Genomic DNA, 24,975 nt, shown 5'->3' with positions numbered 1-24,975 from the left:
TCTTGGCGTTATCCAGTTCGACGTGTCCGCTGACCGAAATCAACCGCTCGGGGGCCTTCCCGTGGGGAGCCGGAGCGCGGCATGATCGGTGCCGACATTCGGGACATCAACAGCCACCGGGGATACAACCATGCAGCGGCTCAAATTCGGCGCGTTCATCGCTCCCCACCATCCGATCGGCGAGCACCCGATGCTGCAGTTCCGGCGGGATCTCGATCTCGTCGAGCAGCTCGACGGTCTCGGTTACGACGAATTCTGGTGCGGCGAGCATCATTCCAGCGGCTGGGAGATGATCGCCTCGCCCGAGATGTTCCTCGCGGCGGCCGGCGAGCGCAGCAAGCGCATCAAGCTCGGCACCGGTGTGATCTCGCTGCCCTACCACCATCCCTACAACGTGGCGCAGCGCATGGTGCAGCTCGACCATATGACCGGCGGCCGAGCGCTCTTCGGCTCGGGCCCCGGCGCGCTGGCCTCCGACGCGCATACGCTCGGCATCGACCCGATGGTCCAGCGAGATCGCCAGGATCACGCGATCGGCATCATCCGCCGCCTGTTCAACGGCGAGCGGGTCACCGACAAGACCGACTGGTACACGATGCAGGATGCCGCCCTGCAGCTCCTGCCGCTGCAGGAGGAAATGCCCTTCGTCGTCGCCTCGCAGGTCAGTCCCTCGGGCATGACGCTGGCGGGCAAGCACGGCATCGGCATCATCTCGATCGGTTCGATGTCGAACGAGGGCCTTCTGGCCCTGCCGACCCAGTGGAAGTTCGCGGAGGACGCCGCGAAGAAGCATGGCCAGACGGTCGATCGCAAGAACTGGCGCGTGCTGCTGTCCTGGCACATCGCCGAGACCCGCGAGAAGGCCCGCGAGGAAGCGCGCGTGGGCCTGCACCGCTGGCACAACGAATACATCGTCGGCACCCTGCAGCGCCCGGGCGCGGAGCCCTTCGCCAATCCGGACGAGGCGGTGGACAAGACCGCGTTCACGCCGGGCTCGGCCGCGACCATCGGCACGCCCGACGATCTCGTAAAGGTGATCAAGGACGTCTACGCCAAGAGCGGTGGCTTTGGCGTCTGCGTGGGCTTCGTGCACGACTGGGCCAACCCGGAGAATACGCGCCGGAGCTGGGACATGGTCGCGCGCTACGTCGTGCCCGAGATCAACGGCTACGTGAACAAGCTGCGCGAGTCGCAGAAGTTCCTGATCGAGAATCGCGGCGTCTTCGACCGCGCCCAGCAGGCGATCATGGCCAAGATCATGCAGACCGAGGGCGGTGCCGAAGCGCTCAAGGTGACGAAGTCGCCGCGCTTCGCGGCGGCCTCGGCCGCGGTGCCGGACTTCGAGAAAGAGAACGCCCGCTAAGGGCTGGAACGGGGCGGCGCTTTCGGGCGCCGCCTCAGTTCTGCTGCTGCCGCCAGACGAAGATCGAGCTCATCGTGTAATTGAACGTGGCGCCGACGACGACGCCCGCGATGCCGGCAATCCACCAGCTTTCGTTCGACACGAACAGCCACGACGCCACGCCGATATTGGCGAGCGCACCCACGCCGCACACGACATAGAACTTCAGCAATCCGCCGAGCGCCGCCAGGCCGCGCAGCTTCATGTCGCTGTAGGTCAGGAGATTGTTGACCAGGAAGTTGGACGTCATGGCGATGACGGTCGCCACCGACTGCGCCACTTCGAAACCCAGCCCGCCCAGCATGCCCACGCGCAGGATGATCAGGTGGATGGCGAGGCCGATGGCGCCCACGATCATGAAGAACAGGAAGCGGACCGAGATCGCGCCGCCGGTCAGGCGGTGCAGCAGCAGCCCGAGGAAATCCATCATGGCGCGGCTGTCGAACTTGGAGAGGCCCTCCTGCCGGGAACGGAACTGGTAGGCCACTTCGGCGACGCGCACCTGGCCGCGGGTGCTGGCCAGGATATCGAGCAGGATCTTGAACCCCGACGAGATCAGGCTGGGGGCGACCGTCTCGAACACCTCGCGCTTCAGGGCGAAGAAGCCGCTCATCGGGTCGGAGACCGTCCGGCCGATGACGATGGTGGAGAGGCGGGTGGCGACCTTGCTGGCGAAGGCGCGGCGGGCGGAGAAGCCGTCCTCGGCGCTGCCGTCGCCCACGAACCGGCTGCCGATCACGATATCGGCCTCGTCGGCCTGCAGCTTGGCGATCATCGCCGGCAGGATGGTCTCATCGTGCTGGAGATCGGCGTCCATGACCGCGATGTAGGGCGCGGCAGAGCTGAGCGCGCCTTCGATGCAGGCGCCGGCGAGGCCGCGGCGACCGACACGGCGCAGGCAGCGCACGCGCGGATCGTCCTGGGAAAGCTGCTTGGCCACCTTCCAGGTGCCGTCGGGGCTGTTGTCGTCGACGAAGACGACTTCCCAGGGAATGTCGCCCATCGTCTTGTCGAGCAGCGCCACAAGGCGCGGCAGGTTCTGTGACTCGTTGAACGTCGGCGCGACGACGGTAACCGTCGGAGAAATCGATTGCATCCGCGGCCATTATATTGCGCTCACTGGTACCGTCCTACTGCGATTTCCGTCGCAGATCGGCCTTGTCTGGCGGGGCGGGGTCCCTAGACTCCGGCCAGATTTTTCAAGCGGCCGGTGCATTGGATGGTTCGATCGTTGGGGGGAGCGGGCAGGGGCTCCGACCGTCTCGTGGCTTGGTTGCCGGCGCTGTGCCTGGCGCTCGTCGTCGTCCTGACGGTGGCCTACACCGCGGCCGGCGCGATCGTGCGGCCCAACATGTATTCTGACAGCGGCTGGGGCTTCGTCGGCTGGTACACCCAGGCCCGGGCCTCGACGTTCAACCATTCGCTCGGACCTGACCTCGCGGACATCTCGCGCGAAGTCGAATCGTTCATGAGCACCTGGACGCCGGGTCAGCACATGGTGCCCGGCCTTGTCGAGAAGCTCGGCATGAGTCTCGGCCTCGCGATCATCGTCGTGGTCGCCGCCTTTTCGGTGCTGGGCCTGTTCGGCTGGTACGCGCTCTACCAAGCTTTCGGTTTCCCGCTTCAGACGATAGCGCTGACCCTGGCGATCATCGTCTGCAACCGGTTCTACAATCTCTCCTTCACCAACTATTCCGGCGGCGAGGTGCTGCTGTTCGGCGTCGCCCCCTGGTTCATCCTGATGGTCTGGCGGCTGCGCGATTTCAGGTGGTTTTCCGTCGTGCCGTTCGTGCTCGGCACTGCGGTGCTGGTCTTCGCCAAGCTGAGCGGCATCATCATCGGCGCCGCGATCGTGGGCGCGGCCGCGATCTGCGGCGACAAGGCATGGCTGAAGTGGGACACGGTCCGCAAGCTGGCCGTGGCAGGCGTGTCGATCGCCCTGATGGGCGTGATCTTCTACGTCTCCTGGTACACGCGCGGCGTCACGGCGGCCTCGATCCCCGCGACCATCCATCCCGACGGGCTGCTGTTCTATGTGTCCTTCGGGCTGGGCTCCATCTGGAGCGCCAGCCTGTCGCTGCTCGACCTCGGCAACTACCTGTTCCTCAATCCGGGCCGGCAGGTCCTGAAGTCGATCGACGCCATCTCCTATGTCTTCTTCCCGCTGGCCGTCGTCACTTTCGCCGTGACCTGGGTGCGGCTGCGCGACAGCTACGGCGAATACCTGCGCTTCGCCTTTTCCATGTCGGCCGCGATGCTGGCGGTCTTCCTGCTGACCTGGATGGCGGGAAAGTCCGTCAGCTTCGACGAGCGCCACTTCCGGGTGCCGTCACTGCTGCTGTTCGTCGGTGTCGTGCACGCCTTCATCACCAGCCGGTCGTGGCTGCTGCGACTCTCTTTCGCCGCCGTGGTGGGCCTGGCATGCCTCTATGGGGTGACCTCGTTCGTGACGCGCACGATCGCCAATTCGCACTATCCGATGGGTGACCGCGGCTTCCGGCAGATGAACGCCTCGGCCGAGGCCATCGCCTTCATCAGGACGATCGACCTTTCGGGGCCGGACGCCAGGAAGACGCTGATCTTCATGCCGTCGCCCGAGATCGCGCTGGAAGTCCGTAATGCGCGGACCTGGTCCAACCTGGCCGACTTCGATTCGCTGGAAGACCTCAAGGCGCAGGCCTATCGCGGCCATGTCGACCGCCTCTACGTCTTCGTCCAGAAGAGGCTGGTGGGCAACGGCAAGGCCGACGCCATCCTGCGCTCCTTCGTCGACTATCCGATCGACGGCTGGACCATGGTGCCGCTCGGCGACATGGTCTGCTTCTATCAGGTCCGCAATTAGCGGGCGGTGCTGTACTTGTAGTAGCGCACGATCTCGATGGGCATGAGATTGCCCTCCGAGTAGCGGTTGCTGACGCCGCCCAGCAGGCTGTTGATCGGACAGGCAAAGGAAATCAGGAAGCCCAGGATCGCGATGCCGCGCAGGTCCTTGAGGCCAAGCTTCGCCCGGGCGGCCACCGCCATCGACACGAACACGAGCGGCAGGGAGAAGGCCAGGCTGCGGTCGACGTCGAGCACCATGAACGACGCCGCGACGATCGCGCCTGTCGTGCCTGCGATGGCGAGCAGGGAGAACCACCACCGGTTCCGCACGAGAATGATGCAAGCGATGAGGAACCACAGCCACATGCCGGCCAGCACGTGTGGCAGCTCGTACTGCAGGTTCGGCAGGTTGATCGGCAGGACGCTGAAGCCCACGTCCTTGCCGGCGCCGATCGGGAGATGGAGCCCGTAGCCGAACATCAGCACGAGGCGGATCGCGCCGGAGATCAGGATGGCCGATGCCACGCTGAGGGTCTGCAGGTTGAACCAGCTCGGCCTGAGGTCGCTGCCGTTGCGCACGGCCCAGAACACGACGAGCAGCGGCGAGACGATGACGGCGCGTTCGTCGGTGAAGCAGGCGGCGATGACGGCCGGAATGATGACGACGGGATTGCGGAAGGCCACGGCGACCGTGAGGAATGCGAATGCGAAGGCATCGCCCATGCCGCCCAGCTGCAGGAAGGCGGCCTTGCCGGCGTAGATCGACGCGACGCCGAACACGCTGGCGAGCGCCACGATCCGGTCGCGGAACAGGTCCATCGCGATCTTGCCGACAAGCCACAGCATCAGGATGCCGAGTCCGTACTGGATCGCCAGCATCCCGCGCCAGTCGATGTGCAGGACCTTCATGGTGAGCGGCAGGGTCAGCCGGAAGGCGAGCTTCGCGTCGTGCAGCGCCTGGTCCTTGTACTGTTCGCCCGCGGTGGCCAGCGGATTGGCGGCCTGGCGCTCGAGAACCGGCCAGAAATTGACGATCTGCGAATCGGTGCCGAGGAAAAAGCTGATGCGGGGGAAGGAGATGAACAGCGATACCGCGACGGCCAGGGCCACGCCCCAGACCAGCCACAGGCGGCCGCCAGCCAGCAGGCCGAAAGCCCGCTCGAAGGTCGATATGACCGCGTCGTAGATCTCTTTCAGCATCAGATGTTGAGCCTGTTGAAGATGAAGTTGGGCAGGTTACGCACTACGAACATGATGAGCTGCCACTTGCGGGGCAGGTAGGCGACCGGCGTGCCGCGCGCGATGGCGTTCACCGTGCCCTCCGCCACGGATTCGACCGATGCGAGCTTCCGACCCTGGGCCTTGTACTGGGCCGTCATCGGCGTGTCGGTCGGGCCGGGCTTGATCAGGACGACCTTCACCCCGGTGCCGGCGAAGCGGTGCTGCATGCCCTGGGCATAGCGATCCATCAGCGCCTTGGAGGCGCCGTAGACATAGTTGGCGCGGCGGCCGCGGTCGCCGGCGACGGAGCCGATCATGCCGATCGTGCCATGGCCAGCCTGGGTCATCGCCCCGGCAAAGGCCTCGGCGAACAGGACGGGCGACACGCCGTTGACCTCGATTGCTTCGTGCGCCAGCCCGATATCGTCCTGGCAGGGCTGCTGCGGCGAGAGCACGCCATGGGCGATCAGCGCCACGTCGACCGGGGCTGTCGCGGTCCAGCGGGCCACGGCTTCGGCGATCGCCGATGCGGAGAGGAAGTCCATCGTCTCGACCGAGACCTCGGCCTCGGCGCCGCGCGCCTGAAGGTCGGCGGCGATGCGTCCGGCGAGGGTGACGTTGCGCGCCACCAGGATCAACTCAACGGGGCCCTGCTGCACCCACAGCCGGCAGCAATGCTCGGCAATGGCCGAGGTCGCGCCGATCACGACGATGCGCTTCTTCTGGTCCAACTCAATGCCCCATCAAACGGCGGGACATGCCGGAGCTCATCCCTGGATCGCGGAATCTCTCAAGTTGAGATGCCTTTGGATAGCCCGCTTCGAACAGGTCGCGCGGCATCCGCGCATCCTTGGCGAGGTAGAGACGCCCGCCGGCGGAGCGGACGACGGCGTCGAGCTCGACGAACAGGCGCTCGGTGCGGGCTCCCTTGTTCGGAAAGTCGAGCGAGAGCGTGATGCCGGCCGTCGGGAAACTCAGCAACCCGGGCGAGGGGCGTTCGCCGAAGGTCTTTATGACCGCAAGGAAGGAGCCCTGGCCGGACCGCGCGATGATGTCGAGGATGTCGCGCAGCGCCGCGGCCCCGGCGTCGCGCGGCACCACGAGCTGGTACTGGAAGAAGCCGCGTGGGCCGTAGAGCCGGTTCCAGTCCTGCATGTCGTCGAGCGGGAACAGGAAGGTGTCGAAGGGCCGGCGCTTGGTGCCGCCGCGATGGCTGTTCAGGTGATAGTAGACGCTGTTGAAGACCGGCAAGCTCAGCCGGTTGAACAGCGACAAAGGCGGCGTGAAGGGGATGGCGCGGCGGCGCGGGAGCGGCGGCTTGCCCGACTGGTCGACCGCCGGATTGGCGCGCAGGAAGATCCCGCGCAAGCGGCTGCCGGCGGTGCAGTCGAGCCACGAGACCGTGTGCTCCCACAGCGACTCCGAATCGTCGGCCAGGGTCAGGAACTCGTCGAGGCTGCGATAGGGCAGGATCTCCGTGTCGAGCCAGGGTCCCGCCACCGGCTGCAGCTGGAGCTCGGCGGTGGCGATCAGGCCAGTGAGGCCGATGCCGCCCACGGTGGCGGCGAACAGGTCGGGACGCACGCCCGGCCCGCAATCGACAACCTGGCCGTCGGTGCGCACCAGCGTGACGTTGCGGACATGATGGCCGAACGAGCCGACGCGATGATGGTTCTTGCCGTGGACGTCGTTGGCGATGGCGCCGCCCACGCTCACGATCTGCGTGCCGGGGATCACCGGCAGGCTCCAGCCGCGCGGCACCATGAAGCGCTGGATGTCGCGCAACTGCACGCCGGCCTCGCAGACCAGCCGGCCCATCTCCGGATCGAACGAATGGAAACGGTCGAGGCGCGCCGTGCTCAACAAGGAGCCACCCGGGTTCAGGCAGGCGTCGCCATAGCTGCGGCCCATGCCGAGCGGAATCGCGGGTCCCTTGCCCTGCACCTGTTCGAGGAGGGCAGAGATGTCGGACAGATCGATGACTTGATGAGGCTCCGCGCTCAGGCGTCCCCAGGAGGAAACAGGTCTCATCCGTCCTGTGCCCAAGATGCGAATTGTTCCGACAATGGTACTTGGTCCGACCATCGAAGGCCACGCCAATAACGTTGGCCGGCAAGGCACGGGGGCTCGCGAGGGATTGCCAGACTCCGGAAGAGTGCGCATACATGGCCCTCATGAAGGGTGTCTTGGGGCAATGAGTTCGCCTTCGTCCGGGGGAACGATCGTGGGGCTGATCCAGCTGGTTCGCCCCCGGCAGTGGGTGAAGAACGTCTTCGTCTTCGCGCCCCTGGTCTTTGCCCGCGAGTTCACAAACCCGGCGTCGATCAAGCTGTCGCTGCTGGCCTTCGCGCTGTTCTGCGCGGCCTCGTCGGCCTGTTACATCGTGAACGATCTGCACGATATCGAACGCGACCGACGCCACCCCACCAAGCGCCTGTCGCGCCCGCTCGCTGCGGGGCGCGTGTCGCGCGGTGGCGCGCTTTCGTTGCTGGGCCTGATCCTGGCGGGCCTCGCCGTGGCCGCGATCTTCCAGCCCTACGTGATGGCGGTGATCGCGGGCTATCTCGCGCTCAACATCGCCTACACCTTCGTGCTGAAGCAGCAGCCGGTGCTCGACATCTTCAGCATCGCCATCGGCTTCGTGCTGCGCATCTGCGCCGGCGCCGTGGCGCTCGACCTGCCGCTGTCGGGCTGGATGCTGATCACCACGCTCTGCCTCGCGCTTTACCTCGCCGCCGTGAAGCGGCGGCAGGAGCTGCTGGGCAGCGGCTCCGACGGCCGCGAGGTGCTGGACAAGTATTCTCCGTCGCTGATCGAGCGCTATGCGGAGATGTCGGCGACCGGCGCGCTGGTCTTCTACAGCCTGTTCGTGATGTCGGCGAACCAGAAGCTGACGGCGACCATCCCCTTGGTGATCTTCGGCCTGTTTCGCTACTGGTACGTGGTGGAGCGGCTGGGCGCCGGCGAATCGCCGACCGATGCGCTGCTGTCGGACCTGCCGCTGCTGGCCACCGTGGTGGCCTGGGTCGGCGTCTGCGCGATCGTCCTCTACGCGTAGACGACGCGTCCGTTACTTGCGGGCGAACGTATAGAAGCGGTGGCCGATGAAGCTGGTTGCCGCGGGCGCCATCACGCCGATCAGGTGGGCAATGTCGTCGGCATGCCAGGTGAAGCCGATGGCCGGGAACAGCACGCGCGCCAGGCCGACACTGATCATCCAGACGAAGCAAAGCGCCACGAGGTTGACCAGGACGAACCGGCGGGCTTCCGAGGCAACCGAGCGGCCCGAGGCCTCGAACACGAAGCGGCGCGCCAGCAGGTAGGCCGTCACCATGCCCAGCAGATAGGCCACCACCACGACTGCCTCGAACGGCATGAACTGGTTGAGCGCGTAGCGGCTGAGCAGGTTGACGAGGGCGGCGATGCCGCCTGTCGCGAGGAACTTCAGGAACTGGAGACTCATCGTCCCCAGTCTACCGGTTCTCGGCGCGCCAGACGCCGGGATCGTCGATCGCCTGCGCCATCAGCCTGCCGTAACGCACGCTTTCGGAGATGCCGCGATCCTCGGGGTAGTAGAAGCAGGTGTCGGCGATCTGCAGGCCCTCGATCGCGGTCTGCACCTTGGGGATCTTGGCGAGGAAGCCCGGCTCGCAGACGGGCTGGGCGTAGTTGAGCCGGCCGACCTGGCTCGCGCGGAGGTCGCTCGCCTGAAGGGCGGGATTGAGCTTCTGCAGGTAGCCGAACGCCTCGGCGACGAACTCCTCCGAGCTGCGGCCGAACTTCGGATGCGTCTGCGGCATGTAGTAGGGCACGTAGACGACGGTCTCCGGCAGGTGCCGCAGGTTCGAGAATTCAACGATGCCCGGAATGTCGATGCCGGCTTCGTTGATGTTCAGCCAGAAGTGTTTGGTGACAGGCTTGGCGAGCTTCAGCAGCACGCAGACGACGCCGATATTGTGGATCGCGTCGTACTTCGCCTTGGCCTCAGCGGACAGACTAGGCACCAGCTTCGACACGAAGGGCGTCGGCACGGTCGAGATGACGGCGTCGAACGGCTGCGCGGCGCCATCGACGACCAGTCCGGTGACCTTGCCGTTCTCGCTCGTGATCTCGTTGACCCGCGCGCCAAGCCTGAGGCTGCCGCCGCGCTTCACGACGGCGGCGACCAGTGTGTCGATCAGCGTCTGCGAGCCGCCGTCGATGTAGCCCAGCTCCTCCTGCAGGATCGAGGCGCGCGAGGTGCCGACGCGCTTGATGCGGGTCCAGATCCAGGCCGCCGAGATATTGTCGGCATACTCGAAGAACTTCAGCTCGAAGAGGCGGCGCCACAGCACGTCGTAAGCTCGCTGGCCGTCCCATTTCAGGATCCAGTCCCTGGCGTTCACCTTCTCTAGCGACGACCAGTCGGTGCGCCGGGTCGACAGGAACATGTGCAGGCCGTAGCGGATCTTCGAGATCAGGCCGAGCTTGGGGAAGGCGAGGAGGGCGAGCGGATCGCCCCAGCGATAGTGCTTGCCGTCGACGAAGTAGCCCATCGACGTCTTGCGCCAGACCATGCGGTCGGCGATGCCGAGTTCCTTCATCAGATCGAAGGTCGGCTGATCGGACTTGCAGACGAAATGGTAGAAGCGCTCGATCGACAGGCCGCCGAAATCGAAGTGAGCCGCCATGCCGCCGGCGATGCGATCGGCCTCGAAGACCGTGACCTCGTGCCCGCCCTTGAGCGCATGGTAGGCGGCGGCCAGCCCCATGGCGCCTGCTCCGATGACGGCGACGCGGGCCAAGCTCAGAACTCCAGCACGACGCTGGAATAGACCGGATCGCGGAAGGTCTCGCGCAGCCCGTCGAGGATTGGCGTCGACTTCACGCCGAAGATCCGAGGCCAGTCGATCACCTCGAACGTCTCGGGCACGACCAGGGCGGCGAGTTGGCTCACGGTAAAGGGCGGGTTGGAATCCACCATCGCGTAGAGCTGCAGCAGGGTGCGGAAGAGGCCGTAGGGGATGCGGACGATGGCGGCCTTGGCGCCGCTGGCTTCCTTCAGCGCGCGGATCAGGTCGATATAGGCGATCTGTTCCTGGCCGGAGATGTTGAACACCTGGCCGGGGCGCGGCTCGGCGATGCAGGCGGCGATGATGTTGCAGAAATCGCCGACATAGAGCGGCTGGCGGAGATACTGGCCGTGGCCCGGGATCGGGAACACCGGCGTGCGTCCCATGAAGCGCGCCAACCAGCCGAGATGCTTGCGGTCGAACCAGCCGTACATCAGCGTCGGCCGCAGCACGCAGGTCGGGATACCGCTTTCGAGGGCGAGCCTCTCCTGCGCCTTCTTGGACTCGGTGTAAAAATCATGCGCCAGCGAGTTCACGACCGACGAGCTGATATGGACGATCTGCCCGACGCCGTGCCGCCGCGCCGCCTCCAGCACACGCTCCGTGGCGACCACGTTGTTGGCGATGAAAGGCGCCTCGGTGAGGGCGGCGATCTGGGCGTGGCAGAGGACAAGGGTGCCGGCGCCGGCCAGCGCCTCCTGCCAGCCATCGTCGGTGGCCAGGTCGGCCTCGACCAGCCGGACGTCGGGATGGAGCCGGGCGAAGATCTTGTTGTTGGCGGGGTGCTTGTCGATGGCGATCAGCGGGCCCATGCCGCGCGCCTTGAGGCGGGGGATAAGATTCTGCCCGGCTAGGCCCGCCGCGCCCGTGATCACGATGGGGCCGCGGCTCATTGGAATTGCTTCCCGTGTGCAAATTGGGTCAAGGCACGGCGAAGGGCCGGAGAAGGAGGCACCGGAAAACCGATTTCACAACGAGGTTGGGAAGGGCGCGCTGGCTGGGGGACCTAGGGTCCCACCATAACTAGCCGTATGCCCTTGAATCAATGACTCTTTCGGTACCCGCAGATGGTTTATGGGAGCACCTTGGGAGCGATTGTGGGAGTGGTCAAGTGTTCCTGTCTTGTTCGTGATAGGGTGGCACCAACAATAGGCACTGGTCGTTGTGGAGCGTGAGGCATGGACATCAAGTCGCTTGCTGACAGGCTTGCCGAGCTGGAGGACCCAATCGGGGGCCACCGTAAAATGCGGGAGCTTGAGAGCATCGTCGATCCGCTCCGCGCCGCAGAGCGAGCAACATTAGGGGTGACCGACCATATGCCAAGCGCCGCTGAACAGGCGTATCGTCAGGCCGTCGGAGACGCAGCGACCGGCAGGGCTCGGCAGACTTCTGTCCTAGATGTGATGGAAGAGCGTATGCAGGTGCACTCAGCAGTAAGCCTCGCGGCGAAGATGGCTTCCAACCTTGCCGCGGACCTAGCTCGGCGCGAGTTTGCGGCAGCCTACCCCAGACCTACATCGGCTTGGCAAGTCGCTCAGCAAGAGATGGCGTCCGTCAGCGCCGCCTTGCGACGTGGAGATATGGCCTATGAAGCCGCGCGGCTTACTGCCCAAGATGCGACGCGAAGCGCCACTCGTCGTGCTGCAAGCGTACTCGCCGACGATTTGAAGGCCTATACCGGTGTGGGGGGTGCGCAGATGGCCGCGTTGGCCGAGGCGCAGCACATTCGGCGGGTCGCCGACGAGTACGCAATGGGCTTCCGACTTCCCGGGCTAGAAGAGGCCAACCGGCTGTATGCCGATGCAATACGAGGCTCAGGCTTCGCTGGAACGCTCGGCCAGCTCACAAGTGCCGCCGAAGCGAACAGAGCTTTCAATGAGATGCATCGTCCGTGGCTGCATGAAGCTGACCCCGCGAGATCGGTCCGCGGGTTTATCGAATTGCAAGCTGTTGGCAGGCTCTTGTCCGTCTCAATGCCGTTTTCCGTCGAGGCTTCGGCAGCCTACCGATCGGTGCTTGGCGACTGGCGCGATACCGTTCCTGTTGGTTCCGCGATCATTGCAGACCTAGAGGCTCGGGCGGAACTATACCGCTCAAGAGGATTCGACGGGGCCTTGACGGACATGCCTGCCGATGCCTTCGCCGAGAGCACCAAGGTAACCAGGGTCAGTACGGAAAGGCCCGCACTGATCGCTATCTTCGCCCCACCTGTCGAGGCGCCCGATGACGAGGCAGAGGAAGCGGCGTTCGAGAGGACCAACAAGGCGCACGACTGGCTGCAACGCTTTGAGACGCAGGTTCGGCGGTTCATCGACGAAAGAATGCGAGCGGCATTCGGCGGGGGATGGCCTAAGCATCGCCTGCCAAACGGTATGTACGACAAATGGCTAGAGAAGCGCAGCGCGGCGGGCGCCCGAGCAGCGGCAGTACCGATTGTTGCCTTCGCTGATTTCACTGACTACCTCGCTATCATCTTACGCCGAGACAATTGGCGCGAGGTGTTCGCTCCGTACTTCGAGCGTGAAGAAGCTGTGCGGGAATCCTTCCAAAGGCTCTACCCAATCAGGCTTGATACGATGCATGCCCGTTTGATTACGACCGACGATGAGCTGTTCCTCTATGTCGAGGTCAGACGAATAATACGGGCGATCACACGGCACTAAAATGTCCTCGGCTCCCAAGGTTATTGAGGGCAGAAGGGACTCTCACTCTCGGCAGCTCTCGCGTAGACCGACGACGTGGCAGCGTGATTGAGCTACGACCCAAAGCGGGGACCGTCTAATGTGGGGCACCTGCTTGTCCGGCTTGCTGCATCGTTGGCGACCGTGTGCCAAGTTACCCCCATCTTCCCTCGTGTAGGACAATCGGACCGGCCGTTGCGCGCATGTGGAAGGGCGCGCGTTTGGCGGAGGGGCGCGCAATGGGGAGTGACGAGCCAACGCTGTTGGGAGGGCTCAGAGATTTTCCTGCGAATCGTCGGGCATCGGCACTGGTCCGTTTGCTTCTCGTATCAAACACACTCACAGTGCCCGCACAAGTTGCAGATAAGTGCGGGACCAAATGGCTAAGATTTTCATTTCCTCAACCGACTACGGCATCGACGAAGTTTGGGCAATTCATAGCGCGCTTGTTGCGAGAGGCCACGAAGTCACAAATTCTCACGAAGTACCTCCAGGAGATGCGGCTCTCGATTTCAGTTTGGCTCGCATAAATGAGGCAGAAGTTTTTATCCTTTTCATAGGGGGGATGCTTGCTGTCGGTGTTGAGCTGGAATTAGGACACGCCCTGGCAAAAAGAGAAGAAACAGGCGTGCCGCTAGTTCTGCCGGTTCGCGTCAACAATGCGCAACTTCCCCCGGAACTCCGCAGCGTAGTTTGCATTGAACTCACGCAAAGTCGGACCCTCGAACAGATCATGAGGGACATCGATCGCGGAATTGAAGCATTTATGGTGCGAAGGGCGGCAGAGAAGCTAAAGGTCGCAGTCGCAACAGAAAAGATCGAATCGAGTTCCGCCACTTTTATCGATGATACAATGAAGGATCTTCGACAAGGCGCTCTTTCAAATAACAGACAGAGTCTCTTTTGGTATTGCCTTGGCTTCTCAGCTCTACTCGGCGGAGCCGGAATAACCTTTCTTGCGTATTCGTCGCTATCGAAAGCGCCCTCAGATGACGGCTGGGCATTAGTCGCGCTATTGGCGGTCAAAGGCGTAATCGTGGTCGGCCTACTTGTTGCGTGTGCCAAATACGCCTTTGCGTTGGGAAAGGCATATTCAAACGAGGCGCTGAAAAATCTAGATAGAATTCACGCGATCGCCTTCGGACGCTTCTACCTCCAGCTCTATGGAACCAACCTTAAATGGGAAGAAGTGAAGGAAGCGTTCCAAAACTGGAACATTGATAGGCAGTCGTCGTTTGCGGGAATCGAGGCAAACCAGATAGATCCGCAGCTCTTGGATAAAGTCGTTGATTTGGTGAAATCAATGAAGCCAACTAAGTGATGGGGCTATCCAAGCTGCGCTGAGGTGATAGCTCGGTGCGACCTAGGAGGGCTTGGGCGAATTGCCGTTCTCTTGGCCATCATCCTGGCAGCACGTAGTACGACAGCATCGCGTGTCGATGCGGATGCGGTTCTCCATCTCTTCCTAGCAGACGCACTATAGTCTCCGGCAGCCCACAGGAGAGCACCGGGCGGATGCTCTCTGGTAGGCCGTGCTCCTTGATCAGCCGGTCTGCGGCCTGCTTAACAGTCCGATCAATCCAACCAGCAAGCCCCTCTCGGGCATCCCAAGGGCGTCCGATGCGACCTCAAGATCGAGGCCAATGCTGTCACGCTGTTCGTCCACATCAGCGAACCGGGCGTACACGTGCCGTACTCGCGACGTCAGGAGGCGGACGTGTGTATCGTTCCCGAGAGCTTCCGCTAGGCAGGCTTGGTGAATAGCTTGAAGCGTTGGGGAGAGGACACTGTCAGAGCTGCATGATCGCAGAGAGAACTGAGCCTTCGGCAAGGTCTTCAGCCTGCCTGCAATTACGTGTAGATACCGAGACTGCGGTTTCGCTGCTCAACGGTCCAAGGAGCAGGTGGCGAAAATGGTAGACGACCCGTTTCCGGGCGAGGGCCGTGGAGTTGTTATGGGAAAATCTGTGGGCGCACCATGGGCGCTTGGCCGGCAAATCCGCACTTTCCGAAGTTGCTCCGGAACTGAAAGCAGCCAATTTTCAAGGAAAACACCACATGAGGTGGCTGGGGGACCTGGATTCGAACCAAGACTAACCGGGTCAGAGCCAGTTGTTCTACCGTTAAACTATCCCCCAAGGACCTTGCGGACCTCGCGCGCCGCACGATTTAGCGATGACGGACAGGATTGGCAAGCACCCCTCGCCGTGGACGTTTTCCTCAGATACCATCCCGCCAAGGAAAAGGTTGAGAATGGCCGGGGAATCCACCCTCAAGGGAGGCTGGCACAGCGGTCGATTTGCGCACACTTTCGCTGCCATTGATCTCGGCACCAACAATTGCCGGCTTCTGGTCGCGAAGGCATCGGTCGAGGGTTTTGAGGTGATCGATGCCTATTCTCGCCCCGTCAGGCTGGGCGAGGGGGTGGCGCTGAGCGGTTCGCTGTGCGGTGAAGCCATCGAACGCACGCTGCATGCGCTTGGCGTCTGCGCGTCCAAGATCGAGCGCAATCGCGTGACACGCGCCCGTCACATCGCCACCGAGGCCTGTCGCCGCGCCTGCAACGGCGAGGATTTTCTGGGCATGGTGAAGGCCCGCACCGGGCTCACCTTCGACCTGATCCAGCCTGCCGAGGAGGCGCGGTTGGCGCTCGCGAGCTGCGAGAACCTGCTCGATCCAACGATTCCATTCGGCCTGCTGATCGACATCGGCGGCGGCTCGACCGAGGTGAGCTGGATCCGGGTCAAGCCGCGCGACGGGCGACAGGGCTGCGCGACGACCGAGCTGATCGGCATGACGTCGGTGCCGTGGGGCGTCGTGACGCTCACCGAATCCTGCACCCGCGGCCAGCCGCGCGAACGACCGCTCAGCCGCGCCTGCTACGATGACATGGTCGAGAAAATCCGCGCCGACCTGCGGCCGTTCTGTGCCCTGCACCAGATCGGGCCGGCGATCGCGCGTGGCGAGGTCCAGTTGATCGGCGCTTCAGGCACCGTGACGACGGTTAGCGCTCACCATCTCGGCCTGAAGCGCTATAACCGGACCATGGTCGACGGTTCGAGGATCGGCCGAGAGGAAGTTTTGCGTATCTGTGACGAGCTTTCCGTGATGTCGGTCGACCAGCTGACCCATCTGCCCTGCATCGGCGACGATCGCGCCGACCTCGCGCTGGCGGGCGGGGCGATCCTCGAGGCGGTGTGCCGCCAGTGGGCGGCGCCGGTCGTGCGCGTGGCCGATCGCGGCCTGCGCGAGGGCGTGCTGATGGACCTGATGCGCCAGGCCGACCGCGAGGCCGACCAGCTCTGCCGTCGGGCCAACTGACGATGGCCAAGGACAAGAAAGGCAGCCTTCCGACAGGTCGGCGCGCCACGGTCCGCGTGAAGACGGCGCGCGGCCGCACGGTGTCGTCGCAGCGCTGGCTGCAGCGCCAGCTCAACGATCCCTATGTCGAGGAGGCCAAGAAGCGCGGCTATCGCTCGCGGGCGGCCTTCAAGCTGCTGCAGATCGACGACCAGTTCAAAATCCTGAAGCCCGGCGCCCGCATCGTCGATCTCGGCGCGGCGCCCGGTGGCTGGACCCAGGTCTCGGTCGAGAGGGTCAGCTCGGGCAAGAACAAGGGCGTGGTGATCGGCATCGACATCACGCCGGTCGAGCCGATCGCCGGCGCCACGGTGCTGGCCAAGGATTTCTATGACGAGGATGCGCCTTCCGTGCTCACGGAGCTGTTGGGCGGCCCGGCCGACGTGGTCATGAGCGACATGGCGGCGGCGGCGACGGGCGAGACCCAGGTCGACCATATGCGCATCATGGGACTGGCCGAGCTCGCGCACGACTTCGCGCGCGAGATCCTGAAGCCGGGCGGCGCCTTCGTCGCCAAGGTGCTGCGGGGCGGCACCGAGCGGACGCTGCTCGACCGGCTGAAGAAGGATTTCGAGAAGGTCCGCCATTTCAAGCCCGAGGCCAGCCGGGCCGACTCGGCGGAAATGTATGTCGTCGGGACGGGCTTCCGCGGCTAGATTTCGCCGCCTCAGCCCAACCCGGAGAATTCCATGTCGCTCGGCATGTACGCCGCTTCCATCCCCGTCTATCAGCGCCAGCTCGGCGCCATGGCCAAGGTCCTCGAGAAGGGCTCGGCCTGGGCCGCCGCCAAGAAGGTCGACGAGGCCGTCCTGGCCGCCACCCGCATGACGCCCGACATGCTGCCGTTCACGCGCCAGGTCCAGATCGCCTGCCGCTTCGCCGAGGAGAGCGCCGCCCGCCTGGCCGGCGTCGAAATCCCCGCGCCGCATGACAATTCGGAGAAGACGCTGGCCGATCTCCAGAAGCGCATCGCCGCGGTCCTGGCCTATATCAAGGGCTTCAAGCCCGAGCAGATCGACGGCAGCGAGGGGCGGGAGGTCGTCCTGACCATCGCCGGCAGCCCGCTGAAGCTGACGGGCGAGCAGTATCTTCTGCATTTCGCCCTGCCGAACTTCTATTTCCACTGCACGACCACCTACGCAATCTTGCGCCAGTCCGGTGTCGAGATCGGGAAACGCGATTTCTTGGGCGCGGCTTAGGAATACTTGTGCATAACCGCCCCGCGTAAGCGTCCCCAGCTTGGGCTTGGCTTGCGCGCAGCGGTGTGTATAAAGGCTCGCCAACCCGGCGGCCCTCTCCGAGGGCCGCCGTTTTTATTTCTCCACGATGGAGGTTGGTATGCAGATTCAGGAAGCGCTCACCTTCGATGACGTCCTCCTGAAGCCTGCTGCCTCGTCGGTCCTGCCCGGACAGACCGACACCCGCACACGCCTCACGCGCACCATCGAACTCAACATCCCGCTGATGTCGGCGGCGATGGACACGGTTACCGAATCGGGCATGGCCATCGCCATGGCCCAGGCCGGCGGCATCGGCGTCATTCACAAGAACCTCGACGCCGAGGCGCAGGCCAACGAGGTTCGCCGGGTCAAGAAATTCGAGAGCGGCATGGTGGTGAACCCCGTCACCATCAATCCCGAGCAGACGCTGGCCGACGCGCTGGCGCTGATGGAAGCCAACCAGATCTCCGGCATTCCCGTGGTCGAGCACAGCGGCAAGCTGGCCGGCATCCTGACCAATCGCGACGTGCGCTTCGCCACCGACACCGGCATTCCTGTCAGTGCCCTGATGACCAAGGAGAAGCTGGTCACGGTCCGCGAAGGTGCCACCAAGGAAGAGGCCAAGCGGCTCCTTCACCAGTTCCGGATCGAGAAGCTGCTGGTCGTCGACGATGCCTATCGCTGCATCGGCCTGATCACCGTCAAGGACATCGAGAAGGCCAACAAGTTCCCCGGCGCCAGCAAGGACGAGAAGGGCCGCCTGCGCACCGCCGCCGCGACGGGCGTCGGCGAGGACGGGCTGCGCCGCGCCCAGCTGCTGATCGACGCGGATGTCGACGTGATCGTGGTCGATACCGCGCACGGCCATTCGCGCGGCGTGCTCGAGGCCGTGTCGCAGGTGAAGAAGCTCAGCAACTACACCCAGGTCATGGCGGGCAATGTCGCCACGCGCGAGGGCGCCCAGGCGCTGATCGACGCCGGCGCCGACGCCGTGAAGATCGGCATCGGCCCGGGCTCGATCTGCACCACCCGCATGGTCGCGGGCGTCGGCGTGCCGCAGCTCACCGCCATCATGGAAGCAGCCGAAGCCTGCCGTGCGGCCGGCGTGCCGGCGATCGGCGACGGCGGCATCAAGTATTCCGGCGACCTTGCCAAGGCGATCGCGGCCGGCGCCGACTGCGCCATGATCGGTTCGCTGCTGGCCGGCACCGACGAGGCGCCGGGCGAGGTGATCCTCTACCAGGGCCGTTCCTACAAGTCGTACCGCGGCATGGGCTCGATCGGCGCCATGGCGCGCGGCTCGGCCGACCGCTACTTCCAGCAGGAAGTGCAGAGCACGCTCAAGCTGGTGCCCGAGGGCATCGAGGGCCGCGTGCCCTACAAGGGCGGCGTCGGCAGCATCCTGCATCAGCTGGTCGGCGGCCTGCGTGCGGCGATGGGCTACACCGGCAACGGCACGATCCGCGAGATGCAGAGCAATTGCCAGTTTCTGCGCATCACCGGCTCTGGCCTGCGCGAGAGCCACGTGCACGACGTCGAGATCATGCGCGAGGCGCCGAACTATCGTGGCGGCATGTAGGTCTTGAGGGCTCCGGAAATCCGCTCCGCCGCGATCTGGTGGCCGAGCGGGCCGGGATGCGATGTCCTGAACACGGCCGCATAGCCTTCGCGCTTCACGGCCGCATCGATGTCATCGAACAAATCGAGCGCGCCGAAGCCTGAGGCGCGGGCGCAATCCAGCACGACGGCCGACAGACGGCGCTGCTCGCGCGCATAGTCGGCGTCCTTCCAGACATAGGGATCGTATTCCGCGACCACGAGCGTCGGCACGTCGAGGCTCGCCAGGCGCTTCATCAGCGGGCAGGCCATCGCTTCGCCGGTGCCGCGCGGCAGCACGCGGGCATGGTCGATCGACCATTCGTACTGCCAGCCCTTGTGGCGCAGGATCGTGTCCAGAAGGACCGACCAGCCGAACAGGCGCTGCCAGAGATCGAGCGTCGCGGCCGGCGGCGGCGAGGGCGGCACGGGCACGTTGCGCAAGGTCAGCGTGCCGGCGTCGTGCTCGAAGTAGGGTTTCTCCGCACCCCAGACGCGCTTCATCTCGGCCCGCCGCAGATCCTCGGCGATGAAGACGACGATCAGCGCGGACGGTTTGGACTGGCGCACCACCTGCTCGGCGCGCAGCACGATCTGGTCGAGACCGTAGCCGCTCACGCCGGCATTGACCGCGCGATGCCCGATCATCGACTGCAGCAGCGCCACCCAGGTCTCGCCGTCACGCACCTCGTCGCCATGGGCGTAGGAATCGCCGACGGCCACCAAGGGCGGCTCTGCCAGCACCGTGCCGGCGGGGGCCGGCGCGAAGCGGTAGCCGTGCAGGTCGTAGGTGACGCCGTCGCCGGTGTAGCCAGGACGTGTCACGAATCCCAGGTCGCTGTGATGCGTCAGACGCCCGTCTCCCGAGCGCCGCGTCATCTCGCGTTCCTTCAGGATGATGTTAGACCAGTCGAGCAGCGCGGCGGGGCCTCGCCACAGCCGGCAGCCGAGCTCCAGGACGAACAGGCCCACCACCAGCGAGACGAGGACCAAGGTCGCCCGTCCGAGCATGTCAGTGAGCCTTGCCGCCCAGCGCACCGGCGATCAGCCGCGCGATCAGCGCGTTGCCCGCAGCATTCATGTGCCACTGGCTGTAGAGGTCGCGCGGCTGGGGCGTGGCGGCCATCGCCTCGTAGCTGTCGAGCGTGGCGAGGCCATTCTGTTTGCCGCAGGCCAGCAGGCCCGCCGTCAGGCGGCGCTGCTCGGTCGCGAAGGCCGGATCGTTCCACACGACGGGATCGTATTCGGCGACCAGCAGGACCGGCGCGCCGCTGCTTTTCTGCAGCTCGGCCAGCCGCGCCGTGAGCTGACAGGAGATCCGCTCGCCGGTACCCTTTGGATGGACGCGGACATGATCGCCATACCAGGTGTGCAGCAGGCCCAGCCGCCGGATGACGAAGTCGAAGGCGGCGGAATAGCCCAGCGTCCACTGCCAGAAGTTCAGCGTCGCGGCCACGGGCGGGGGCGGCGGCACCGGGACGTTGCGAAGGCGCAGCGCATCGCCCTCGAGATCGAAATACGGCTTGTCGGCCCCCCACATCCGCCGCATCTCGGTCCGGCGGATGTCGTCGGCGATGAAGGCGACGACGATCGATTTCGGCTTGTAGAGCGGCGCCAGTGCCTCGGCGCGCAGCACGATCTGGTCGAAGCCATAGCCGCTGACGCCGCCATTGAGCACGGGCCGGCCGGTCAGCCGCTGGAGATCGGCCGGCCAGGTTTCGCCGTCGGACACTTCGTCGCCGAACGTGAAGGAATCGCCCACGGCAAGAATGGGCGATTTGCCCTCGACAGGTGCGCTCGCCATGCCGCGCAGCCCGTTGCCGTCGATCGTGAGGCCGGGCGCGCTGTAGCCGGCCCGCAGGACGTAGCCGACCTTTTCGTCGTAGAGGCTGCGGCCGCTTTCGCGTTCGACCAGTACCTTGCGCGCATCGAGCACGAAGTTGGGCCAGACGAACAGCCAGTGCCAGGTCACGGCGCGAACGCCGATTTCGAGCAGGCCGAGGCCGATCACCACGGACACGAGGATCAGGGCCGCGCGGCGAAGGGGCTCGGACCGGGGGCGTTGCGCGTCGGGCTTATTCATCGTAGCGGCATGCTTTGAAAGGGAGACAGACGTGACACCGGGCGCGCGGGTGGCCGCCACCATAGAACTCCTCGACGAAATCGTCAGCCATAGCGAACGGCCGGCCGATCTCGTCGCCAACGCTTATTTCCGTTCGCGCCGCTATATCGGCGGCGGCGACCGCCGGGCCGTGTCCGAGCGCGTGTGGAACATCCTGCGCCGCTACGGGCAGCTCGCCTGGTGGCTGGATCGCACGCGCCATCCCGATCGCGGGGCGCGCGCCATCGTGGGCGCCGACCTGATGCTGGTGGACGGGCTCGACATCGCCGCGGTCCAGGGCATGTTCGACGGCGGGACCTATCGTCCGTCGATGCTCGACGAGGCCGAATACCGCGCGCTGCGCCAGATGGACGGCCATTCGCTGCCCCATCCCGAGCAGCCCGACTGGGTGCGTCTCAACGTCCAGGAATGGGTCGCGCCGCACTTCAAGGAAGCCTACGGCGAGAACTGGGGGCGGGAGGTCGCCGCCATCGAGAATCCGCCGCCGGTCGACCTGCGCGTGAACCGCCTCAAGGCGACGGTGGAGCAGGCGCGCGAGGCGCTGGCCCGCGAAGGCATCGACACCGAGACGATGCGCTACGCCACCGATGGGCTGCGCCTGAAACGGCGGCTGTCGGTCGTGAAGGGCGAGGCCTTCCAGAACGGCCTGGTAGAAATCCAGGACGAGGGCTCGCAGCTCGTGGCCGCTTTGGTCGATGCCCAGCCCGGCATGCAGATCGCGGACTATTGCGCCGGCGCCGGCGGCAAGACGCTCGCCATGGCCGCCTGCATGAACAACAAGGGCCGCGTCGTGGCGATGGACGTCTACGAATCGCGCCTCGACCGCTCGGCGCAGCGGCTGCGGCGGGCAGGGGCGCATAATGTCGAGCGTCGCGCCATCGATGCCGACAATCGCAAATGGTTGAAGCGCCAGGCCGGCGCCTTCGACCGCGTGCTGGTCGACGCGCCCTGCACCGGCACGGGCACCTGGCGGCGCAATCCCGATGGCCGCTGGACCCTGCGGCCGGAGGATCTGGCGGAGCTTCTCCCCAAGCAGGCGATGATCCTCGATGCCGCGTCGAAGCTGGTGAAGCCGGGCGGCGGGTTGATCTACGCCACCTGCTCGGTGCTGCCGGCGGAGAACGAGAAGCAGATCGCGGCCTTCCTGGAGCGCAACGACAATTTCGAAGTCGTGCCGGTCGCCGCCATCTGGCGCGAGGTGCTGGCCAGCGAGCCGCCGCCCGAGGCCGAGACCGCGCCCTATCTGCGCCTGTCGCCGCTGAAGCACGGCACCGACGGCTTCTTTGCCGCCGCACTTGTGCGCAAGTCGGCCCAGAAAGCCGCGCCGGCGGAAAAGGCGCCCGAAGAGCCGCAGCCCGAACAGCCGCAGCCCGAACAGCCGGAGCAACAGCCCGGCGAGTCCACCGAATGATCCGCATCCGTCGCGCGGCCCGGCGGGACGCCTCCGCCATCGGGCGGGTCCATGTCGAGACATGGCAGGCGACCTATGCCGGCCTGCTGCCCGACGCGATGCTGGTGGCCATGTCGGACGTGCGCCAGTCGGCCTGGTGGTCGCAGCTCCTGGAGGACCCGGGCGAGGCGCGGGGCGTCTTCGTGGCCGACGACAAGGACATGGGCGTCGTGGGCTTCGGCAGTTGCGGCCCGGTGCGCGACCCGCCGGAGGGGCTGGACGGCCGCGAACTGAAGGTCGGCGAGGTCTACACGCTCTACGTCGAGCCGGATTTCCAGAACATGGGGCTGGGGCGGCGGCTGCTCGATGCGCTGTTCCGCCAGCTCAAGGCCGACCGCTGCGACACCGCCGTCCTGTGGATGCTGGCCCAGAACCCGACCCGGTTCTTCTACGAGGGGCTGGGCGGGGAGCGGGTGGGCGAGCGGATCGACACGATGGGCGGCACCGACGTCGACGAGATCGCCTATGTCTGGCGCACCCTCGGCGCACCCCTGATCCGGCGCAAGCTGGCCGCGGACGACTAGGATCAAGCCGGACCGCGGGCCTCCAGGCCCGCTCAGATTCTTGAGGCGGGCTCGCGCGGGGTAACCCCCCGCGCTGAGGAGGCCCGCGGTCCGCATGAGAAGACATCCACACCACAACGGTTGCTGCCCCGGCCGGGCGCGCTTATATCGCTCCATGACCGACCGTTTGCTGATCGTTGATTTCGGGTCCCAGGTTACCCAGCTCATTGCCCGCCGCGTGCGCGAAGCCGGGGTTTACTGCGAAATCCTGCCCTTCCAGTCCGTCGACGAAGCCAAGATCAAGGCCTTCGACCCACGAGGGATCATCCTCTCCGGCGGCCCGGCGTCGGTGACCGAGGGCCAGTCGCCCACCGCCCATCCCGCCATCTTCAAGGCCGACGTGCCCGTGCTGGGCATCTGCTACGGCGAGCAGACCATGGCCAAGGAGCTGGGCGGCTCGGTGGAGAGCGGCCACCACCGCGAGTTCGGCCGCGCCGAGGTCGAGATCAAGGCCTCGACCCGCCTGTTCGACGGCGTCTGGCAGCCCGGCGACCGCAAGCAGGTCTGGATGAGCCACGGCGACCGCGTGACCAAGCTCCCGGCCGGCTTCTCGGTCGTCGCCACCAGCGAGAACGCGCCCTTCGCCGCCATCGCCGACGAGAGCCGCGGCTATTACGGCGTGCAGTTCCACCCCGAGGTGATGCACACGCCCGACGGCGCCAAGCTTCTGCGCAACTTCGCGCTGAACATCGCCGGCGCCAAGGGCGACTGGACGATGGCCGCGTTCCGCGAACGCGCGATCGCCCAGGTCCGCGCCCAGGTCGGCAAGGGCAAGGTGATCTGCGGCCTGTCGGGCGGCGTCGACTCCTCGGTCGTGGCCGTGCTGCTGCACGAGGCGATCGGCGACCAGCTCCAGTGCGTGTTCGTCGACCACGGCCTGTTGCGCAAGGACGAGGGCGAGCAGGTCGTCCGCCTGTTCCGCGACCACTACAACATCCCGCTGATCCACGCCGACGCCTCGGAGACCTTCCTGAAGGCGCTGGCGGGCGTCAGCGACCCGGAGAAGAAGCGCAAGACGATCGGCGCGCTGTTCATCGACGTCTTCGAGGCCGAAGCCAAGAAGATCGGCGGCGCGAACTTCCTGGCGCAGGGCACGCTCTATCCCGACGTGATCGAATCCGTCTCCTTCACCGGCGGACCTTCGGTGACGATCAAGAGCCACCACAATGTCGGCGGGCTTCCCGCACGCATGAACATGAAGCTGGTCGAGCCGCTGCGGGAGCTGTTCAAGGACGAGGTGAGGGCGCTTGGCCGGGAGCTCGGCCTGCCGGCTGACCTGGTGAACCGCCACCCGTTCCCGGGCCCGGGCCTCGCCATCCGCATCCCCGGCGACATCACCCGGGAGAAGCTAGACCTGCTGCGCGAGGTCGACGCCGTCTATCTCGACGAGATCCGCAAGGCCGGCCTCTACGACGAGATCTGGCAGGCCTTCGCCGTGCTGCTGCCGGTCCGCACCGTCGGCGTGATGGGCGACGGCCGCACCTACGACCAGGCCTGCGCGCTCCGAGCCGTCACCTCGACCGACGGCATGACCGCCGACTACTACCCCTTCGACCACGCCTTCCTCGGCCGCGTCGCCAACCGCATCATCAACGAATGCCGCGGCGTGAACCGGGTGACGTACGACATCACCAGCAAGCCGCCGGGGACGATTGAGTGGGAGTGACGGGAGTGGCTGAAACCGGCGGCTAGCGTCGTCGGCGTT

Annotated in this window: 21 protein-coding genes and 1 tRNA gene; 12 read left to right on the top strand and 10 right to left on the bottom strand. The window is 65.4% G+C overall.

What is annotated here, in order from left to right:
- Positions 1-130 precede the first annotated feature (130 nt).
- Positions 131-1,363: an LLM class flavin-dependent oxidoreductase gene (locus AC1RP5_RS20875; protein WP_493113879.1), complete on the top strand. Its 1,233-nt coding sequence runs from the start codon at positions 131-133 to the stop codon at positions 1,361-1,363.
- Between the two features lie 34 nt (positions 1,364-1,397).
- On the opposite strand, the gene AC1RP5_RS20870 is transcribed toward AC1RP5_RS20875, so the two are convergent.
- Positions 1,398-2,498, bottom strand: coding sequence for a glycosyltransferase (locus AC1RP5_RS20870; protein WP_493113878.1), 1,101 nt, complete (start codon positions 2,496-2,498; stop codon positions 1,398-1,400).
- Between the two features lie 168 nt (positions 2,499-2,666).
- Here AC1RP5_RS20870 and AC1RP5_RS20865 point away from each other — a divergent pair, with 168 nt between their 5' ends.
- Positions 2,667-4,244 carry a hypothetical protein gene (locus tag AC1RP5_RS20865; protein WP_493113876.1) on the top strand — a complete coding sequence of 526 codons (1,578 nt, stop codon included), beginning with the start codon at positions 2,667-2,669 and terminating at the stop codon, positions 4,242-4,244.
- On the opposite strand, the gene AC1RP5_RS20860 is transcribed toward AC1RP5_RS20865, so the two are convergent.
- The 3 genes from AC1RP5_RS20860 to AC1RP5_RS20850 are packed head-to-tail and all read right to left on the bottom strand — an operon-like array spanning position 4,241 to position 7,477.
- Positions 4,241-5,425, bottom strand: a complete 1,185-nt coding sequence (locus AC1RP5_RS20860) for a hypothetical protein (protein ID WP_493113875.1) — start codon at positions 5,423-5,425, stop codon at positions 4,241-4,243. The genes AC1RP5_RS20865 and AC1RP5_RS20860 overlap by 4 nt on opposite strands.
- The gene (locus AC1RP5_RS20855; protein WP_493113873.1) at positions 5,425-6,177 is read right to left on the bottom strand and encodes an SDR family NAD(P)-dependent oxidoreductase; all 753 of its coding nucleotides are present in this window, start codon (positions 6,175-6,177) and stop codon (positions 5,425-5,427) included. The genes AC1RP5_RS20860 and AC1RP5_RS20855 overlap by 1 nt, the downstream gene beginning before the upstream one ends.
- A 1-nt stretch (position 6,178) precedes the next feature.
- Complete coding sequence (locus tag AC1RP5_RS20850) at positions 6,179-7,477, bottom strand: FAD-binding oxidoreductase (protein ID WP_493113871.1); 1,299 nt, start codon at positions 7,475-7,477, stop codon at positions 6,179-6,181.
- Positions 7,478-7,670: 193 nt separating this feature from the next.
- Here AC1RP5_RS20850 and AC1RP5_RS20845 point away from each other — a divergent pair, with 193 nt between their 5' ends.
- Positions 7,671-8,504, top strand: coding sequence for a decaprenyl-phosphate phosphoribosyltransferase (locus AC1RP5_RS20845; protein WP_493113869.1), 834 nt, complete (start codon positions 7,671-7,673; stop codon positions 8,502-8,504).
- Between the two features lie 12 nt (positions 8,505-8,516).
- Here the strand turns inward: AC1RP5_RS20845 and AC1RP5_RS20840 are convergent, their stop codons facing one another.
- Genes AC1RP5_RS20840 through AC1RP5_RS20830 form a run of 3 tightly spaced genes read right to left on the bottom strand, consistent with a single transcriptional unit; the run spans position 8,517 to position 11,171 of the window.
- Positions 8,517-8,909, bottom strand: coding sequence for a GtrA family protein (locus tag AC1RP5_RS20840; RefSeq protein WP_493113867.1), 393 nt, complete (start codon positions 8,907-8,909; stop codon positions 8,517-8,519).
- A gap of 10 nt (positions 8,910-8,919) precedes the next feature.
- Positions 8,920-10,230: an NAD(P)/FAD-dependent oxidoreductase gene (locus AC1RP5_RS20835; protein WP_493113866.1), complete on the bottom strand. Its 1,311-nt coding sequence runs from the start codon at positions 10,228-10,230 to the stop codon at positions 8,920-8,922.
- 2 nt (positions 10,231-10,232) lie between these two features.
- Entirely contained in the window at positions 10,233-11,171 is a 939-nt protein-coding gene (locus AC1RP5_RS20830; protein WP_493113865.1) for an NAD-dependent epimerase/dehydratase family protein, read from the bottom strand.
- 285 nt (positions 11,172-11,456) lie between these two features.
- Here AC1RP5_RS20830 and AC1RP5_RS20825 point away from each other — a divergent pair, with 285 nt between their 5' ends.
- Both AC1RP5_RS20825 and AC1RP5_RS20820 read left to right on the top strand, forming a co-directional pair.
- Positions 11,457-12,941, top strand: coding sequence for a hypothetical protein (locus tag AC1RP5_RS20825; RefSeq protein ID WP_493113864.1), 1,485 nt, complete (start codon positions 11,457-11,459; stop codon positions 12,939-12,941).
- 397 nt (positions 12,942-13,338) lie between these two features.
- Positions 13,339-14,280 carry a toll/interleukin-1 receptor domain-containing protein gene (locus AC1RP5_RS20820; protein ID WP_493113862.1) on the top strand — a complete coding sequence of 314 codons (942 nt, stop codon included), beginning with the start codon at positions 13,339-13,341 and terminating at the stop codon, positions 14,278-14,280.
- Between the two features lie 743 nt (positions 14,281-15,023).
- On the opposite strand, the gene AC1RP5_RS20815 is transcribed toward AC1RP5_RS20820, so the two are convergent.
- Positions 15,024-15,097, bottom strand: a tRNA-Gln gene (locus tag AC1RP5_RS20815).
- 115 nt (positions 15,098-15,212) lie between these two features.
- On the opposite strand from AC1RP5_RS20815, the gene AC1RP5_RS20810 reads away from it, so the two are divergent.
- From AC1RP5_RS20810 to guaB, 4 genes are all read left to right on the top strand, one after another.
- Positions 15,213-16,280 carry a Ppx/GppA phosphatase family protein gene (locus AC1RP5_RS20810; protein WP_493113860.1) on the top strand — a complete coding sequence of 356 codons (1,068 nt, stop codon included), beginning with the start codon at positions 15,213-15,215 and terminating at the stop codon, positions 16,278-16,280.
- 2 nt (positions 16,281-16,282) lie between these two features.
- The gene (locus AC1RP5_RS20805) at positions 16,283-16,975 is read left to right on the top strand and encodes an RlmE family RNA methyltransferase (protein ID WP_493113859.1); all 693 of its coding nucleotides are present in this window, start codon (positions 16,283-16,285) and stop codon (positions 16,973-16,975) included.
- Between the two features lie 33 nt (positions 16,976-17,008).
- Positions 17,009-17,518: a DUF1993 domain-containing protein gene (locus AC1RP5_RS20800; protein ID WP_493113858.1), complete on the top strand. Its 510-nt coding sequence runs from the start codon at positions 17,009-17,011 to the stop codon at positions 17,516-17,518.
- Between the two features lie 139 nt (positions 17,519-17,657).
- Entirely contained in the window at positions 17,658-19,118 is a 1,461-nt protein-coding gene (guaB, locus tag AC1RP5_RS20795) for an IMP dehydrogenase (RefSeq protein WP_493113856.1), read from the top strand.
- Here guaB and AC1RP5_RS20790 read toward each other — a convergent pair.
- Both AC1RP5_RS20790 and AC1RP5_RS20785 read right to left on the bottom strand, forming a co-directional pair.
- On the bottom strand, positions 19,100-20,146 hold the full coding sequence (locus AC1RP5_RS20790; protein ID WP_493113854.1) for an SGNH/GDSL hydrolase family protein: 1,047 nt from the start codon (positions 20,144-20,146) through the stop codon (positions 19,100-19,102). The genes guaB and AC1RP5_RS20790 overlap by 19 nt on opposite strands.
- Position 20,147: 1 nt before the next feature.
- Positions 20,148-21,218 (bottom strand): SGNH/GDSL hydrolase family protein, encoded by a 1,071-nt coding sequence (locus AC1RP5_RS20785; RefSeq protein ID WP_493113853.1) that lies wholly within the window; start codon positions 21,216-21,218, stop codon positions 20,148-20,150.
- A gap of 31 nt (positions 21,219-21,249) precedes the next feature.
- Between AC1RP5_RS20785 and AC1RP5_RS20780 the strand changes: the two genes are divergently transcribed.
- The 3 genes from AC1RP5_RS20780 (at position 21,250) to guaA (ending at position 24,936) form a co-directional block, all read left to right on the top strand.
- A complete protein-coding gene (locus AC1RP5_RS20780; protein WP_493113852.1) occupies positions 21,250-22,668 on the top strand; it encodes an RsmB/NOP family class I SAM-dependent RNA methyltransferase in 1,419 nt (472 codons plus the stop codon).
- Positions 22,665-23,231 (top strand): GNAT family N-acetyltransferase, encoded by a 567-nt coding sequence (locus tag AC1RP5_RS20775; RefSeq protein ID WP_493113850.1) that lies wholly within the window; start codon positions 22,665-22,667, stop codon positions 23,229-23,231. The genes AC1RP5_RS20780 and AC1RP5_RS20775 overlap by 4 nt, the downstream gene beginning before the upstream one ends.
- A 154-nt stretch (positions 23,232-23,385) precedes the next feature.
- Entirely contained in the window at positions 23,386-24,936 is a 1,551-nt protein-coding gene (guaA, locus tag AC1RP5_RS20770) for a glutamine-hydrolyzing GMP synthase (RefSeq protein ID WP_493113848.1), read from the top strand.
- The last annotated feature ends 39 nt before the right edge of the window (positions 24,937-24,975 follow it).

The organism is Reyranella sp. GW821-FHT12G01, assembly GCF_058806575.1.
The sequence above is the reverse complement of the archived record's forward strand: the minus strand, read 5'-3'. Positions and strand labels throughout refer to the sequence as shown.

Excerpts from the sequence above, each read along its gene's own strand:
- AC1RP5_RS20875 (WP_493113879.1), top strand. The coding sequence starts at position 131 with ATGCAGCGGCTCAAATTCGGCGCGTTCATCGCTCCCCACCATCCGATC.
- AC1RP5_RS20870 (WP_493113878.1), bottom strand. The coding sequence starts at position 2,498 with ATGCAATCGATTTCTCCGACGGTTACCGTCGTCGCGCCGACGTTCAAC.
- AC1RP5_RS20860 (WP_493113875.1), bottom strand. The coding sequence starts at position 5,425 with ATGCTGAAAGAGATCTACGACGCGGTCATATCGACCTTCGAGCGGGCT.
- AC1RP5_RS20850 (WP_493113871.1), bottom strand. The coding sequence starts at position 7,477 with ATGAGACCTGTTTCCTCCTGGGGACGCCTGAGCGCGGAGCCTCATCAA.
- AC1RP5_RS20840 (WP_493113867.1), bottom strand. The coding sequence starts at position 8,909 with ATGAGTCTCCAGTTCCTGAAGTTCCTCGCGACAGGCGGCATCGCCGCC.
- AC1RP5_RS20830 (WP_493113865.1), bottom strand. The coding sequence starts at position 11,171 with ATGAGCCGCGGCCCCATCGTGATCACGGGCGCGGCGGGCCTAGCCGGG.
- AC1RP5_RS20825 (WP_493113864.1), top strand. The coding sequence starts at position 11,457 with ATGGACATCAAGTCGCTTGCTGACAGGCTTGCCGAGCTGGAGGACCCA.
- AC1RP5_RS20820 (WP_493113862.1), top strand. The coding sequence starts at position 13,339 with ATGGCTAAGATTTTCATTTCCTCAACCGACTACGGCATCGACGAAGTT.
- AC1RP5_RS20810 (WP_493113860.1), top strand. The coding sequence starts at position 15,213 with ATGGCCGGGGAATCCACCCTCAAGGGAGGCTGGCACAGCGGTCGATTT.
- AC1RP5_RS20805 (WP_493113859.1), top strand. The coding sequence starts at position 16,283 with ATGGCCAAGGACAAGAAAGGCAGCCTTCCGACAGGTCGGCGCGCCACG.
- AC1RP5_RS20800 (WP_493113858.1), top strand. The coding sequence starts at position 17,009 with ATGTCGCTCGGCATGTACGCCGCTTCCATCCCCGTCTATCAGCGCCAG.
- guaB (WP_493113856.1), top strand. The coding sequence starts at position 17,658 with ATGCAGATTCAGGAAGCGCTCACCTTCGATGACGTCCTCCTGAAGCCT.
- AC1RP5_RS20790 (WP_493113854.1), bottom strand. The coding sequence starts at position 20,146 with ATGCTCGGACGGGCGACCTTGGTCCTCGTCTCGCTGGTGGTGGGCCTG.
- AC1RP5_RS20785 (WP_493113853.1), bottom strand. The coding sequence starts at position 21,218 with ATGAATAAGCCCGACGCGCAACGCCCCCGGTCCGAGCCCCTTCGCCGC.
- AC1RP5_RS20775 (WP_493113850.1), top strand. The coding sequence starts at position 22,665 with ATGATCCGCATCCGTCGCGCGGCCCGGCGGGACGCCTCCGCCATCGGG.
- guaA (WP_493113848.1), top strand. The coding sequence starts at position 23,386 with ATGACCGACCGTTTGCTGATCGTTGATTTCGGGTCCCAGGTTACCCAG.